Source organism: Agrobacterium sp. ICMP 6402 (assembly GCF_009498615.1).
Classification (GTDB): domain Bacteria; phylum Pseudomonadota; class Alphaproteobacteria; order Rhizobiales; family Rhizobiaceae; genus Agrobacterium; species Agrobacterium burrii.
On the sequence record NZ_QSNV01000002.1, the window covers coordinates 642,379 to 656,925 of the forward strand.

The 14,547-nt window shown below is 59.2% G+C and carries 14 protein-coding genes; 3 read left to right on the forward strand and 11 right to left on the reverse strand.

Annotated elements, in window-relative coordinates; translation table 11 throughout:
* Complete coding sequence (locus tag DXT96_RS11120) at positions 1-570, reverse strand: TRAP transporter small permease subunit (RefSeq protein WP_309574333.1); 570 nt, start codon at positions 568-570, stop codon at positions 1-3.
* Between the two features lie 418 nt (positions 571-988).
* On the opposite strand from DXT96_RS11120, the gene DXT96_RS11125 reads away from it, so the two are divergent.
* Both DXT96_RS11125 and DXT96_RS11130 read left to right on the forward strand, forming a co-directional pair.
* A complete protein-coding gene (locus DXT96_RS11125) occupies positions 989-1,213 on the forward strand; it encodes an aa3-type cytochrome c oxidase subunit IV (RefSeq protein WP_174375285.1) in 225 nt (74 codons plus the stop codon).
* Between the two features lie 68 nt (positions 1,214-1,281).
* Positions 1,282-1,815, forward strand: coding sequence for a hypothetical protein (locus tag DXT96_RS11130; RefSeq protein WP_153514755.1), 534 nt, complete (start codon positions 1,282-1,284; stop codon positions 1,813-1,815).
* A gap of 48 nt (positions 1,816-1,863) precedes the next feature.
* On the opposite strand, the gene DXT96_RS11135 is transcribed toward DXT96_RS11130, so the two are convergent.
* Positions 1,864-3,117 (reverse strand): FAD-binding oxidoreductase, encoded by a 1,254-nt coding sequence (locus DXT96_RS11135; RefSeq protein WP_153514756.1) that lies wholly within the window; start codon positions 3,115-3,117, stop codon positions 1,864-1,866.
* Positions 3,118-3,445: 328 nt separating this feature from the next.
* Between DXT96_RS11135 and DXT96_RS11140 the strand changes: the two genes are divergently transcribed.
* Complete coding sequence (locus tag DXT96_RS11140) at positions 3,446-5,182, forward strand: PAS domain-containing methyl-accepting chemotaxis protein (protein ID WP_153514758.1); 1,737 nt, start codon at positions 3,446-3,448, stop codon at positions 5,180-5,182.
* A gap of 79 nt (positions 5,183-5,261) precedes the next feature.
* On the opposite strand, the gene DXT96_RS11145 is transcribed toward DXT96_RS11140, so the two are convergent.
* The 9 genes from DXT96_RS11145 to DXT96_RS27070 form a co-directional block, all read right to left on the reverse strand.
* Complete coding sequence (locus DXT96_RS11145) at positions 5,262-6,572, reverse strand: LLM class flavin-dependent oxidoreductase (RefSeq protein WP_153514760.1); 1,311 nt, start codon at positions 6,570-6,572, stop codon at positions 5,262-5,264.
* A gap of 26 nt (positions 6,573-6,598) precedes the next feature.
* Positions 6,599-7,945 carry an MmgE/PrpD family protein gene (locus tag DXT96_RS11150; RefSeq protein ID WP_153514864.1) on the reverse strand — a complete coding sequence of 449 codons (1,347 nt, stop codon included), beginning with the start codon at positions 7,943-7,945 and terminating at the stop codon, positions 6,599-6,601.
* A 4-nt stretch (positions 7,946-7,949) separates the two neighbouring features.
* Entirely contained in the window at positions 7,950-8,750 is an 801-nt protein-coding gene (locus tag DXT96_RS11155; RefSeq protein WP_149899216.1) for an amino acid ABC transporter ATP-binding protein, read from the reverse strand.
* 12 nt (positions 8,751-8,762) lie between these two features.
* Positions 8,763-9,545, reverse strand: coding sequence for an amino acid ABC transporter permease (locus DXT96_RS11160; RefSeq protein ID WP_149899215.1), 783 nt, complete (start codon positions 9,543-9,545; stop codon positions 8,763-8,765).
* Positions 9,542-10,285 (reverse strand): amino acid ABC transporter permease, encoded by a 744-nt coding sequence (locus DXT96_RS11165; RefSeq protein WP_153514762.1) that lies wholly within the window; start codon positions 10,283-10,285, stop codon positions 9,542-9,544. Before DXT96_RS11165 ends, DXT96_RS11160 begins: the two co-directional genes overlap by 4 nt.
* A gap of 253 nt (positions 10,286-10,538) precedes the next feature.
* Positions 10,539-11,378, reverse strand: a complete 840-nt coding sequence (locus DXT96_RS11170; RefSeq protein WP_149899213.1) for a transporter substrate-binding domain-containing protein — start codon at positions 11,376-11,378, stop codon at positions 10,539-10,541.
* A 29-nt stretch (positions 11,379-11,407) separates the two neighbouring features.
* Positions 11,408-11,683: a hypothetical protein gene (locus DXT96_RS11175; RefSeq protein WP_153514764.1), complete on the reverse strand. Its 276-nt coding sequence runs from the start codon at positions 11,681-11,683 to the stop codon at positions 11,408-11,410.
* An 81-nt stretch (positions 11,684-11,764) separates the two neighbouring features.
* Entirely contained in the window at positions 11,765-14,053 is a 2,289-nt protein-coding gene (locus tag DXT96_RS11180; RefSeq protein WP_153514766.1) for an NADP-dependent malic enzyme, read from the reverse strand.
* Between the two features lie 121 nt (positions 14,054-14,174).
* A partial coding sequence (locus DXT96_RS27070) for a hypothetical protein (protein WP_210251588.1) occupies positions 14,175-14,547 on the reverse strand: 373 nt, incomplete at its 5' end.

Sequence of the window (14,547 nt, forward strand, 5' to 3'; positions counted from 1 at the left end):
TCAGGTCCCTGCCGTGTCGTGGGTTTCTGTTTCGGAATCCGACAGCACGGTTTCGCGGGGATCATCGATATATCCCGCAATCACTGCGTATCGCTTGATGATTTCCGAAAACGCCTGAAGTAGAAGCAGGGCAAAGCCCAGCAGGACGACAAGTTTTGCGGGCCAGATGATCAGCCCGCCGGCGTTGGACGACATTTCTCCGGAATTAAACGAGGTCCAGAACCACGGCCAGGCCAGATATGTCATCAATCCGGCAAATGGAACGAGGAAAATGATGTGAAGCACGAAATCGACGACGTCGCGCGTGCGCTTCGACCATGTGGACGACAGGATATCGATCCTGACATGTTCGTTCTTCAGAAGCGCGTAAGCCGCAGCCAGCATGAAAACGGTGCCATAGAGATACCATTGCACCTCGAGCCATGCGTTTGATGACATATCGAACATCTTGCGCACGACGGCATTGGTGGCGCTGATCAGGACTGCTGCCAGCAACAACCAGGACACAGACTGACCGATAACCGTGGTGACCGCATCAACGGCACGGCTGATTCCCAAAAAAAATTTCACTTTCCCCTCCTCAGGACCAGATACAAGGTCCGGACCGCGACTTTTTTATTGGCGGTTTATTGAGCTTGCCGCCAAGCAAGTCGGTTTTTTGTTGTTTGCAGGTGCTTATTGAACCGCTTTTCAAAAAGCAACTCAGAACGGTATAGTCATCCTCCGAGAACCCCGTATGGCAAGCACTTGCAATGATTTATCGTGCACTGATTTTACCCTGGACGCTACAGCATGCCCCTTTTGCAACGGATTAAAATTCGCTTTTCCACGGATGTCGGAACCAACCGCGCGGGTTGATGATCCATTGCACTTTTCAGCGACTTCATGTTACCTCTGGCTTCGGAGAATCCGGTATGAGCCCGTGATCGCGGGCAGGGCAGGTTCCCTGGCGATACGGGAATGACGGATGGAGCAAAGGGGAAGCGGAATGAGCGAACACCACACGGGTCCGGTCGAAGTTGGCGCCGAGATGAACTACGCCGAGCACGAAAAGACCTATAATGGTTTTCTGGCTATGGCGAAATACGGCACGATGCTCCTGTGCGTGCTGATGCTGGCCATGGTCGCTGGTTTCTTCGCATCTGCGGGTCTTCTTGGCGGTCTTATCGTGTTTCTCGTGCTTTCGGCCGCGGGCTTCATTCTGCTGCGCTGAACGGTCTCCTTCTCGGGCGGTTTCCCGATGCGGAAACCGGGCGACGCCGGATATCGGAAAGGCCAGCCATGAAACGCCTGCTATCCTGCCTGATTTTGTTTGCGGCGCTTTCGCAGCCCGTTCTGTCGCGGGATATTTTGCCGTCTGAGCAGGACAGGCTGCATACGCAGATTGAACGGTTCAGTACCGCCTTGAACGGGCAGGATTTCGAAACCGTCGGCAAGACGGTGCCGCCCAAAATCTTCGAGTTTATCGCAAGGAATGCGGGTGTTTCCGTCGAGCAATTGCGCAGCGCCTTGACGACGCAGATGCAGATGGCGCTTGCGGCGGTCAAGATAACCGAGTTCACCATGGACAAAGGGGCGATCAGCGTTGAGCAGACGCCGGATGGCACGCCCTATGCGCTCATTCCGACAAAAACGGTGATGGAAACCGGCGGCCAGACGATTGAGGCGAAATCCCATACGCTGGCTTTGATGGACGGCGCGGACTGGTATCTGCTACGCGTGAGCGACCAGCAACAGGTAGCGATCCTGCGAAAAGTCTATCCGTCCTTCGCCACGGTGGAATTCCCTGATGATTCCATGCAACCGGTGAAATAACCCGCTTATTGCTGTCGGCAGCTTTAGAGCAGGCCTCACGCTCTTCACTTATGAAAAACGCCCCGGTCGGAAAGGATCGACCGAAATCGCGGTCTCTTCGCCGTTCGCCAACTGGGTCACGAGGCGGGCAGTGGCTGCCGATTGCGTCAGTCCCAGATGGCCATGGCCGAAGGCGTAGATGACGGAGGGTGTGGTACGCGCGGTGCTGATGACGGGAAGACAGTCCGGCATTGACGGACGGAAACCCATCCATTGCGTTCCGCCTTCCATTTTGAGGCCGAGCAGGAAGCGCCCCGCCTTTTTCAGCATCGCTTCCGACCGTTTGAAATTCGGCTGCAGCTCCAGCCCGCCAAGCTCGACCGCGCCACCGACGCGGATGCCTGAAGAAAGCGGTGTCACGACGAAGCCGTGATCGTTGAAATAGAGCTGGCGTGTCAGGTTGAAGGCGCCGGCGGGCAGGGTGGTGTTGTAACCTCGCTCGGTTTCCAGCGGCACGATATTACCAAGCGTCGCGGCAAGTTTCCTCGACCAGGCGCCGCAGGCGATTACCACCCTGTCAGCATCGATCTTGTCGCCATTTTCCAGGGTGACGATCGTGCTTTCACCGACGGCATCGATGCGTTCGGCCTCGCCTTTACGCAGGCTGGCCCCACGGGCAATCACCAGATCGAAAATGGCGCGGGTGAAATCGTAGGGGTCGGAGACCTGCAGACCATCGGGGGAGAACATGGCATGGCGGAACTGCGGGGCAAGGCCCGGCTGCAATTCATCTATCTCATTGCGGCCGACACGTTCAAAGGAGAAGCCCGCGCGCTGCTTTTCGTCCCAATCCTTCGCGGCGGCATTCAAGCTTGCTTCGCTATCGTAAAGATCGAGTGTGCCGGTTTTTGAAACGAAGGACGAAAGCTCCGGCATGGCGGCGACATGCGCCATTTCACTGGCTGCCAGCCGGTTGATATCGCTGAGTGCCCGAAGCCCGTGACGGAAGTTGCGCTCGGCGCTGGCACGCCAGAAGCGCCAGAGCCAGGGGGCGATCTTTGCGGCATAGGCCGGTGGCACGCTGAGCGGACCGAGGGGATCGAAAAGCCAGCGCGGCGCTTTCTTCATGACGCCGGGGGCGGGAATGGGGATGATTTCGGGAAAGGCCAGGATGCCGGCATTGCCGGAACTTGCACCGCGGGCAACTTCGCCGCGTTCCAGAAGAACAACCTCACGGCCGGCATTTTGCAGGTAAAGCGCCGCCATGGAACCGATAATGCCGGTGCCGATCACCAGCACGTCGCATTTCAGGGTTTTAGTCATCGGCGCTCCTGCAACACAAATCTCTCAAGCCCGCCATAACAATGAATGCCGCCCCGATGAAAGGCCGCATTGCACCGCGGCCGCAGAAATATCAGCACTGTGGCAAATAAGCGGTCCACATCAGAGGGGATGCCGCAGGTCGGAGGGCTGGATTTCTCGGCTTTTAACAGCAGCTTCGGCCTCTGAAGCAATAGTTATAATTCATCATTAATCGCTATTTAACGGTGTCCCGCTAATTTGCGTGCGGGCAGACCGATCAGTTTTCATCTCCTGGATTAGTGAGGATTGAGGAGGTCCGCAAACTGGTCATTGTTGGGGGTTCAAAAGCATGTCTCACTTTTCTAAGTTTGGTTTGGATGCATCTGCGGTGCTGGAAGCCCTGAACCGCTCACAGGCCATCATCGAGTTTGATCTGACCGGCAAGGTTCTCAAAGCGAACGATAATTTTTGCAAGGCGATTGGCTATAGTCAAAATGAGATCGTCGGGCTCCATCACCGCACGTTCCTTTCCGCCGAAGATGCGGCGTCTGCGTCGTACAAGACTTTCTGGGAAAAACTGTCGCGCGGCGAGCACGACAAGGGGCAATATCGTCGGCGTGCGAAAAGCGGCGCGGATATCTGGATCGAAGCCTCTTACAATCCGGTTTTCCGTTTCGGCAAGCCCTACAAGGTGGTCAAGATCGCGACCGACATTACGGCCATCAAGCGCCAGAGCGCGGATGACAACGGCAAGCTCGCGGCACTCTCCCGTGCCCAGGCCATGATCGAATTTTCGCCCGATGGAACGATCCTCAGCGCCAACGAAAATTTCCTCGAAGCGATGGGATATCAGGCGCAGGAGATCATCGGCAAGAACCACTCGATGTTCTGCGAACCTTCTTATGCCAGGTCGATGGAATACCGCACCTTCTGGGAAGATTTGCGAACCGGTCGTTTCTCCACTGGCCAGTTCATGCGGCTTGGCAAGGATGGCAAACGTATCTTCATCCAGGCATCGTACAATCCGATCCTCGATGACCGTGGCCAGGTCTTCAAGGTAGCCAAATTCGCCTTCGACGTGTCGGACCGGGTGCATGCGGTGGAGGAGCTTGGCGCGGCGCTGGAGCGACTTTCCCAATGCAACATCCGCGTCACGCTGGACAAGCCGTTTGTCGGCGAGTTCGAGGGACTGCGGCGGGACTTCAACAAGTCCATCGCGGAATTCCAGAAGACGCTGGAGAATGTTCTCGGCCAGACCGGCGATCTGACCCGCAGCAGCCAGGAAGTCAGCGAAGCCTCCGTCAATCTTGCCGAACGTTCGCGCGAGCAAGCGGTGGCGCTGGAGGAAACCTCGGCGGCGCTTGAAGAGATCACCGCGACGGTTCGTTCGTCCACCGAAAACATGAAAGAGACGCGCAAACTCGTGCAGAGCGCGCGGACATCCACGGTTGCTTCCACGGAAGTGGTCGAGCGGACGGTTGATGCCATGCAGCGCATCGAGACGGCATCGCGGGAAATCAGCCAGATCATCGGTGTTATCGATGAAATCGCCTTCCAGACCAACCTTCTGGCGCTGAATGCCGGTGTTGAAGCGGCACGTGCGGGTGAGGCTGGCAAGGGCTTTGCCGTGGTGGCGCAGGAAGTGCGCGAACTGGCGCAGCGTTCCGCCAACGCCGCCAAGGAAATCAAGGCGCTGATCAACAATTCCGGCAGCGAGGTTCTCGAAGGCGTCCGGCTGGTCGGTGAGACCGGCGAAGCGCTAAAGCAGATCGACGGGCTGGTCAGGCACATTGACGGCAATGTCGAGATGATTTCAAAGGCGGCCGACGAACAGGCTGTCGGCATCAGCGAGATCAACAAGGCGGTCAACCGGCTGGACCGGATGACGCAGGAAAATGCCGCAATGAGCGCCCGCACCACCGCGATCAGCGCCACGCTGGCTCAGGGTGCCGATGTGCTTGCGCAGCTCGTCAGCCTGTTCAAACTGAACCGTCGTAACATTCAGCGCGAAGACGGTTCATCTGTCCGGTCGGATTTTTCGAATGCCGGCCGTCAGGATAAGGAATCTGGACGGAAAGCCGCATAAAAAGGCGGGCTCATGCTCGCCTCGACCTGCTGACGAAATTGTTGGATGCGGATGCCTTTGATCGGGCATCCGCATTTCTTTATCCCTGCAATGCCGGCCGTTCGATGCCGAGGTGGTCGCGCAGCGTTGAACCTTCGTAGTCCTTGCGGAACAGGCCACGCTCCTGCAACAGCGGCACGACTTCGCGGTTGAATTCTTCCAGCCCGCCGGGGAAGAAGGGCGGCATGACGTTGAAACCGTCGGCAGCGCCGTTCTCGAACCATTGCTGCATGCGGTCGGCCACGTCTTTCGCCGTGCCCATGACGATGTGGTGGCCACGGCCGGCGGCAACACGCAGCGCGAGTTCCCGGATCGTCAGCTTCTCGCGGCGCGCCAGCTCGGTCAGAAGCTCGGCGCGGCTGCGCAGCTGGTCGGAGATCGGCAGATCCGGCAGCGGGCCGTCGAGATCGTATTCTGTCAGGCTGTGGCCGATACGCTCCTCCAGCAGCGGCATGGCGCTCTTGATGTCCGTCCAGCGGTTCAGTTCCTTCAGCTTTTCAGCAGCTTCGTCAAAGCTCTTGCCGATAATCGGCATGAATCCAGGCATGACGGCAACGCTTGCGGGATCGCGGCCGAACTTCGCCACCCGCGCCTTGAGGCTGGTGTAGAAGGTCTGCGCCTCGGAAATCGCCTGCTGGGCGGTGAAGACGATATCGGCGGTGCGGGCGGCGAGATCCTGACCCGGCCCGGAGGAACCGGCCTGAATGAGAACCGGGTGTCCCTGCGGCGAACGTGGAATGTTAAGTGGACCCTTGACCGTGAAATATTTGCCTTCGTGGTCGAGAATATGGACCTTTTGCGGATCGACGTAACGGCCCGCCTGCTTGTCCTTGACAAAGGCGTCGTCGTCCCAGCTGTCCCACAGGCCACGCACGACATTCACATATTCTTCCGCAACGGCATAACGCTCGTCATGCTCGGGATGGTCCTTGGAGAAATTCGCCGCCGTGCGGGCGTAAGATGTGGTGACGATGTTCCAGGCCGCACGACCATGGCTCAGATGATCGATGGAAGCGAAGGCGCGGGCGGTGTGGTACGGCTCGCCATAGGTGGTGGAGGCAGTGGCGGCCAGCCCGATCTTGTCGGTCACCATGGCTAGGGCCGCCAGCAGTGTCAGCGGCTCGAAACGGGCAATCATGGAAGGGTGGGCGTCTACACCGCTGGTCAGGCCGTCGGCCAGGAAAACCATGTCGAACTTCGCCGCTTCGGCCATTTTCGTGACACGGGTGAGCAGGTCAAAATTCTCGCTGCCAGCCTCCGCATCCGGGTGACGCCAGCCGGAAACGTGGTGGCCGGCGCCCTGCAGGAAAAGGCCGAGATGCATTTGTCTTTTGCGGGTCGTATTGGTCATGGGGTCATGCCTTCATGTCGGTCGTGTTATATTTCAGTTGCCAGAAGCATTTCGAGCTTCCTGAGATCGGCTGCGGTTTTCATGCTCCGCACCAGTGCCGGAATTCCGGCGAATTTCTCATTGCCGCCAGTGGCGTCGGCGAATTTTTCGGTTGGGTCATCGATGCCGGGCAGGCCATCGACGCGGCGCGACAGCACGGTGCCATCCTTTTTCGTCACCTCGATGACCACAAAACGGGTGGTTGGATCAGGTGACAGGCGGCGGGCGGTCTCGTCATGTTGACGCGAAACTTTTGCCGAAAGCGCCAGCAGATCGGTACGCACAGGGCTTTCATCGAAATGGCCGATGGTGAGCGCGCCGTCCACAAGCGCTGCGGCAAAGACATATTCGGCGCTGAAGCGGGCATCAATGCCGGTCTGAGGGGCGGGCGTGCCGATAAGGGCTGCATCGCCGCCCGGCGGGAAAGTGATGACCGCAGTTTCGATCTCGTCCGCCGTCAGATCATGCGCGCTGCGCAGTGCAAGCGCGCCGACGGCGACGGGGTGGGCGGCGGTGCAGCAGGGAAAGGCCTTGAGGGTGAGGCCGGGCGAGACGATCTGCCAGGGTGCGCCCCAGCCCGAAAGAACCCGTTTCGGCTGTTCCACGCCAAAGGCGAAGGCGGAATAAAAGCCGATGGGGTTTTCCAGAAAATCCGGTGCGCCCTGAAAACCCGATCGTGCCAGCCGCGCGGCGGTGAGGCCGGCGCGGGTGGCAAGCCCGGCATGCAGCGGCTTGGCATCGAACCCGAATTGCAGGCGAAGCCCGGCTGATTGCGTGGCGGCGAGGCCAAGTGTGACCGCCGTGGTCTGCGGATCGAATTTCAGAAGATGGGCAATAGCTGCCGCAGCGCCGATGGGTCCCAGCGTGGCGGTGGCGTGGAAGCCGTTTTCGTAATGTTTCGTGCCAAGCGACAGGCCAATCCGCGCCATTGTCTCCAGCCCGACAATATAGGCGGCGATGAAGGCATCCGCCGTCGAAGCTTCCTCGACTGCAACGGCCAGAAGTGCGGGAATGATGGCGACCGTGGGGTGGCCGCGCACGCTGCCGTGGACGTCGTCATAGTCAAGCGCATGGCCGGCATGGCCGTTGATGAGGGCGGCGGTAAAGACATCCGTGCGCAGATCGTGGCCGATGATACCTGCCGTCCCTGAGGTGCCTGAGGTAAAGCTGTCGATCAGGATTTTGGTGCTTCTGTCGGCAGCGCCGCCGAGCACGCAGGCGAAAAAATCGATCAACGCGGTGCGGGCAATCGCCACCGCCTCATCGTCGCGCAGCGGATCGGAGGCGGCGATGGCTTCGGCGAGATGAAGGGTGAGTTTTTCCTCGGTCGTCATGGCGTCATATCCCTTCGCCGTCATTGACCCGCGCCACCTGCCCTCCCAGACCCTTGACGAAGGCGTTGATGCGCGGATTGGTCGACTTGTAGAAGATATGGTCAGGTGTGCCCTGGTCAACGATCAGGCCGTTTTCGGTGAAGACGATATTGTCGCTGATTTCCTCGGCAAAGCGCATTTCATGGGTGACGAGAATGCTGGTCATGCCGTCATTGACGAGATCGCGGATGACGGCGAGCACTTCGCCCACGGTTTCCGGGTCGAGTGCCGACGTCACCTCATCGAACAGCACCAGTTCGGGGCGCATGGCAAGCGCGCGGGCAATGGCCACACGCTGTTGCTGGCCGCCGGAAAGCTGGCCAGGATAGGCATCGACCTTTTGCGACAGGCGGACCTTTTCCAGCAATTCGCGGGCATGGCGTTCTGCTTCCGCCTTCGGCGTGCCGAGGATTTTGATCGGCGCGATGGTGATATTTTCCATGACAGTCAGATGCGGGAAGAGGTTGAACTGCTGGAACACGATGCCGATGCGCTTGCGCAGTGTTATGCGCTCGGCTTCGGTTTTCAGCTGGTCGACACGGGTGCCGCCGACGGTGATCTTGCCCGATTGCGGAATGAGCAGGCCGTTGATGCAGCGCAGGATGGTGGATTTGCCGGAGCCGGAGGGGCCGATGATGGAAACGGCGTCGCCCTTGTTCACCGTCAGATCGATGCCCTTCAGAACCTGATTGTCGCCGAAGGACAGGTGTACGCCTTCCAGTTCGACCAGAGCTTTTGCGACGGTTTGTGGTGCGGGTGCGGACATGGCTTGTTCCAATCAGCGGGAAGCGAAGCGCCGCTCAAGGCGCTGCGTGAAACGGGAGACGGGATAGCAGAACAGGAAGAACGCCATCAGGACGGTGAGATAAACGACGACGGTGAAATCGTTGCGCTGCACGGCGGTGCTGGCGTCTGTCGCGGCATGCAGCAGCTCATGCACGCCGACCAGCGAGGCAAGTGCGGTACCCATGGTTATCGAGGCATAAAGGTTCATCCATGGCGGCAGCGAACGTTTGACGCATTGCGGCAGGATGATCCAGCGCAGGGTCTGGTTGCGCGAAAAGCCGAGGCCCTGTGACGCTTCCCATTGCGCGGTGGGAATGGACTGGATGGCGCCGCGGGTGATTTCGGCGATGTGGGCGCTGGCCGGAATGGCAAGCCCGACCACGGCCTTGATCCAGTCCGGAAACGGAATGTAATGGCCGAAGGCGACGATCTCGAAAGGGAAGATGTAAGTCGCTGCAAAGATCAGCACCAGATGCGGGGCGTTGCGGAAGATTTGCACATAGGTCAGTGCCGGCGCCCGAACCAGACGATAGGGTGCAAGCTCCATGATGCCGAGCAGGACGCCGATGAAGGTGCCGATGGCGATCGCCAGAATGCTGATCAGCACATTCATGGCGAAACCCTTGGCCAGATAGGGCAGCCATTGTAACAGCACCTGTCCCAGCGAAGGATCGAGGATAAGCCACAGCACGACGGCGACAAGCACGCCGAGCAGCAGAATGGTGCCGAAGGGCAGCTTCTTTGCTGCCCGCGTTTGAGAAACCACCGCGCTCATTGACCGAACCCCGGAACTGCGAGACGCCGTTCGAGCCAGAGACCGGCCCGTGCGACGATGAAATTGATGACGCTGAAGAAGATGAGGATCACCAGCATCAGCTCGACGACATTGTCGCGCTGTGTCCATATCAGGATCGAGGCATAGGTGATTTCACCGACCGCAATCGCCGATCCGACGGTGGTGAGCTTCACCAGATTGATGAGATTGTTGATGATCGAGGGCAGGGCGGTGCGGATCGCCAGCGGAAACTCCACATAACGCAGCACTTCGAAAGAGCTGAAGCCGATGGCCCGCGCCGCTTCGATGGTGGTGGCCGGCACCGCTTCGATACCGCCTCGCAGCGCCTCCGCATGGAAGGCGGCGATATGCAGGCCGGTAATGGCGACGACCCAGAAGAATGGCGTGAGCGGGTTGTTCTGTGCCCCACCCAGCACGTTGGAAATCAGCATGTTGAGCACGAGGAAGCCGCACATCAGCTGCACCAGCGTTGGTGTGTTGCGCGTCAACTCCACATAAGCGCGCACGGGGCCGGCGAGCCAAGCCTTGCCGGAGGTCAGCATCGCCGCGAATATGAAGCCGAAAACGAGGCTGAGCGGCAGAGTGACGGCGACGAGGATGAGCGTCATCTTCATGCCGTCGAGCCAGATTTGAACCTCGTAACCGCTGTTCAGAAAATCATAGTTGAGGCCGAGATGCGCGGCCAGTTCTATGAAGCGCGCTGTAAAAGAATCCTGCATCGGAAATCCATGCTGTTATTGCGGGTGCCGCCCTGCGGGCGGCGCCAGAGTTGCCTGCCTTGCCATACAAGCAGAAAAGAAGCGCGGGCGCATCTCGCTTCCGTCATTCCGGCCTTGAGCCGGAATCCATCCGCCGCGCATCTGCGCGGCGAAAACAATCTTTTCAGCCCCAAGACTGGGGCTGGCTGGATACCGGCTCAAGGCCGATATGACGGCGGTGGGGTAGGCAAGCGCGACACCGTCGCGCCCGTTTTCACTGCGCAGCGGAAAGCTTGGTCTTCTGCTCTTCCATAAAACCGATGCTCGGCAGGCGGTTGGCCTTGGCGAATTCGATCATCTTGCCGGAAGCGTGCAGCTCCTTGACGATCTTGTCGAGAGCGGCCTGCGTGTCGGCCTCGCCCTTGCGCAGCCAGATGACAGAATCGGACGGGATGAGGTCGGTGGGGATCAGGATGCCGTAATCCTTCCACTCATCGGCGCGGTCCTGCAGCATCAGGCTCAGCGTGCCGTTGACGTGAACGGAGACATCACAATTGCCGCCCTTTAGCGCCAGTAGCGATTCCGGCTGGCTCGGCAGCGCCTTCACCTGCGCGCCATATTGCTCGATCAGCGGCTGGGTGTAGTTGGAGCCCTGAGAAACGCAGGCGATCTTGCCCTTCAGATCCGACCAGTCCTTGATGCCACTATCCTTGCGGCCGATGGCAGCGCCACCCTGGCGGTCATAGGGGGTGGGCACGTAGTCCAGCGTTTTGGCGCGTTCTTCAGTGTACTGCATGTTGGCGATCAGAATATCGACCTTGCCCTGCTGCAGGAACTGCACGCGGTTGGGCGGGGTCACGGTTTCGGTGACCAGTTCAACGCCGAGACCGGCGGCCAGCGCCTTGGCAACGTCGATGTTGAGGCCCTTCTGCTCCTGCGTCTTCGGATCGATAAAGCCGAAAGGCGCGCCGGACAGGATGACGCCGACGGTAAGCTTGCCACGACCCTTGATGCGGTCAAGCGTCGCATCGGCGTGAGCGGCGGTCGCCATCGAAGCAATGACGACGGTTCCGGCGATGAGTTTTGCGGCAAATCTGGAAAAAGAGAGGGCCATGGGTATTTCCTTTTGATTGTGAATGGAAACTACATGAGGCACCCGCCAAGAGCGAGAATTGGCATTGCGCGAAAAATAGTATGAATAAAATCGTGTTCCAATAAAGCTTTGAGCGCGAAAAAATATCCTAATAATTTTAAATCGTAGAATCCTGTTCTTTGTCTTCCTGTTTGGGCTTTGTCGCGAAGGGCGGCAGGTAATCCACCTGCTGCCTGCTCACCGGATAGCGAGCGGATGCCGCTTGTTTCTTCTCCCCCCGGGGAGAAGATCGCGGCAGCAGGATGAGGGGGCGAGGGTCGAGACATGCGGAGAGCTTGCCCCCTCATCTGACCCTTCGGGCCATCTTCTCCCCGGCGGGGAGAAGAAACAAGCCGCACGCCCTGTGCTTATCTCCCGGCATTATAGGCCGCAATCGCCGCCATGTTGACGATATCGCTGTCCTTCGCACCCATCGAGGTGATCTGCACCGATTTGTCGAGACCGACGAGCAGCGGGCCGATGACGGTTGCGCCGCCCAGTTCCTGCAGCATCTTGGTGGAGATGGAGGCGGAGTGGATGGCGGGCATGACCAGCACGTTGGCGGCACCGGAAAGGCGGGCAAAGGGATACTGGCTCTGCATACGATGATGGTTGAGCGCCACATCCGCAGACATTTCACCGTCAACCTCGAAATTGACATTGCGCCGGTCGAGGATTTTCACCGCTTCGCGCACCTTGTCGGAGCGTTCGCCGACCGGTTGGCCGAAGGTGGAATAGGCGAGCATGGCGACGCGCGGCTCGTAACCGAAACGGCGGGCGAGGCCGGCCGCCTCTTCGGCGATATCGGCAAGGTCTTCGGCCGACGGCATGTCGTGTACGGCGGTATCGGCCACGAAGACGGTGCGGTTGCGCGAAACGACCAGCGAAACGCCGATGACGCGATGGCCGGGCTTGGTGTTGATGCAGCGGCGGATATCTTCGAGCGCGGTCGAATAGTTGCGGGTAACACCTGTCACCACGGCATCCGCATCGCCCATCGCCACCATGCAGGCGGCGAAATGGTTACGGTCATTGTGGATCAGGCGCTGCACGTCGCGCAGCAGGAAACCGCCGCGCTGCAGCCGCGCATAGAGATAATCGACATAGGCATCGACGCGGCTGGAGAGACGGGCATTGGTGATCTCAATATTGGCCCGGTCGAGATCGATGCCGGCACGTTCCGCATTGGCCTTGATGATATCGTCGCGGCCGAGCAGGATGGCGGTGCCAAGACCTTGAGCGGTGAACGAAATCGCCGCACGCATGACCTGTTCTTCTTCCGCTTCGGCAAAAACGACACGCTTCGGTGAGCGGCGCACGCGCTCGTAGAGACGCTGCGTTGTCGAAGCCATCGGGTCGCGGCGGGCGGAAAGCTCACGGGCATAGGCGTCGAGGTCCGGCAGTTCGCGCTGGGCGACGCCGGTCTCGATGGCGGCTTTCGCCACGGCCACCGGAATGGCCGAGATCAGGCGCGGATCGAAGGGAACCGGAATGATGTATTGCGGCCCGAAACGCGGGCGGTTGCCCTGATAGGCGGCGGCCACATCATCAGGCACGTCTTCACGGGCAAGATCGGCCAGCGCGTTTGCGGCGGCGATCTTCATCGCATCGTTGATCTGGCGGGCGCGCACGTCGAGTGCGCCGCGGAAGATATAGGGGAAGCCGAGGACGTTGTTGACCTGATTCGGGTAATCGGAGCGTCCGGTCGCCATGATGGCGTCGTCGCGGATGCGCGACACTTCTTCCGGCGTGATTTCCGGGTCCGGATTGGCCATGGCGAAGATGATCGGCTTCGGGGCCATGGAGCGGATCATCTCTTCGCTGAAAGCACCCTTTTGCGACAGGCCGAACACCACATCCGCACCCTTCATGGCCTCTGCCAGCGTTCGGTTATCGGTCTTCACCGCATGGGCGGATTTCCACTGGTTCATGCCTTCGGTGCGGCCCTGATAGATCACGCCCTTGGTATCACAGAGCGTGATGTTTTCGGGGTTGAAGCCCATGGCCTTGATGAGGTCCATGCAGGCGATTGCGGCAGCGCCCGCGCCATTGCAGACCAGTTTCGTCGTCTTGAAATCGCGGCCGGTCAATTCAATGGCGTTGATAAGCCCGGCGGCGGCGATGATGGCGGTGCCGTGCTGGTCGTCATGGAAAACGGGAATATCCATCAGCTCGCGCAGGCGGCTTTCGATGATGAAACATTCCGGCGCCTTGATGTCTTCCAGATTGATGCCGCCGAAGGAGGGGCCGAGGTACCGCACGCAATTGATGAATTCATCGGCGTCTTCGGTATCGACCTCGAGGTCGATGGAATCGACATCGGCGAAGCGCTTGAAGAGGACCGATTTGCCTTCCATGACCGGCTTCGACGCAAGCGCGCCGAGATTGCCGAGGCCGAGGATCGCGGTGCCGTTGGAGATGACCGCCACCATGTTGCCGCGCGTCGTGTAATCGTAAGCACTCGCCGGATTTTCGGCGATGGCTTTCACCGGCACAGCCACGCCGGGCGAATAGGCAAGCGACAGATCCCGCTGCGTCGCCATCGGCTTGGTCGGGGTGATTTCCAGTTTCCCCGGTCTGCCTTGCGCGTGGAAATCCAGGGCTTCCTGATCCGTAACCGATGTTCGTGTGCTGGCGGGTTTTGGCGTGTCGGACATGGGCTGTGTGCGCTTTCCTGTCGTTAATCGTATAAAAATATTCGTTGTTGTTATGGTATTTTTTGCACGCCTGCCAAGCGTTGAATGTTGTTCAGTGCAGCAAATTTAGCACGAGTGAATTTTACGGACGTTTCAATCGATTAAGTCGATATGGTTCAATTTTGGGAAGCGGGTTGGCAGATGAATTTCCGCGATCCCTTGCGTCATCGACGCGGCGGATCAGGCGGAACCTCGCGTTTGCCCCGGCGTTAGCAGGATGGGTCCGCAGGCAATCGGCATGTGCTCCCAATGCCCGCCATCCGTTCACCAAGCTTTCACAGAGCGAATTTATGAGCTTGCGCTTGTGTGCCCGTGAACCGATGATGGCGGCATTGGCAAATATGTATATTGTCCGGCGCGCCGGGAAATTTATTAGAGTTGGAAAGGTTTTATTGTGAAGGAACACTCTCGAAAGATCACGCCGGTTCTTCTTGCTGGCGGTGCGGGCTCGCGGC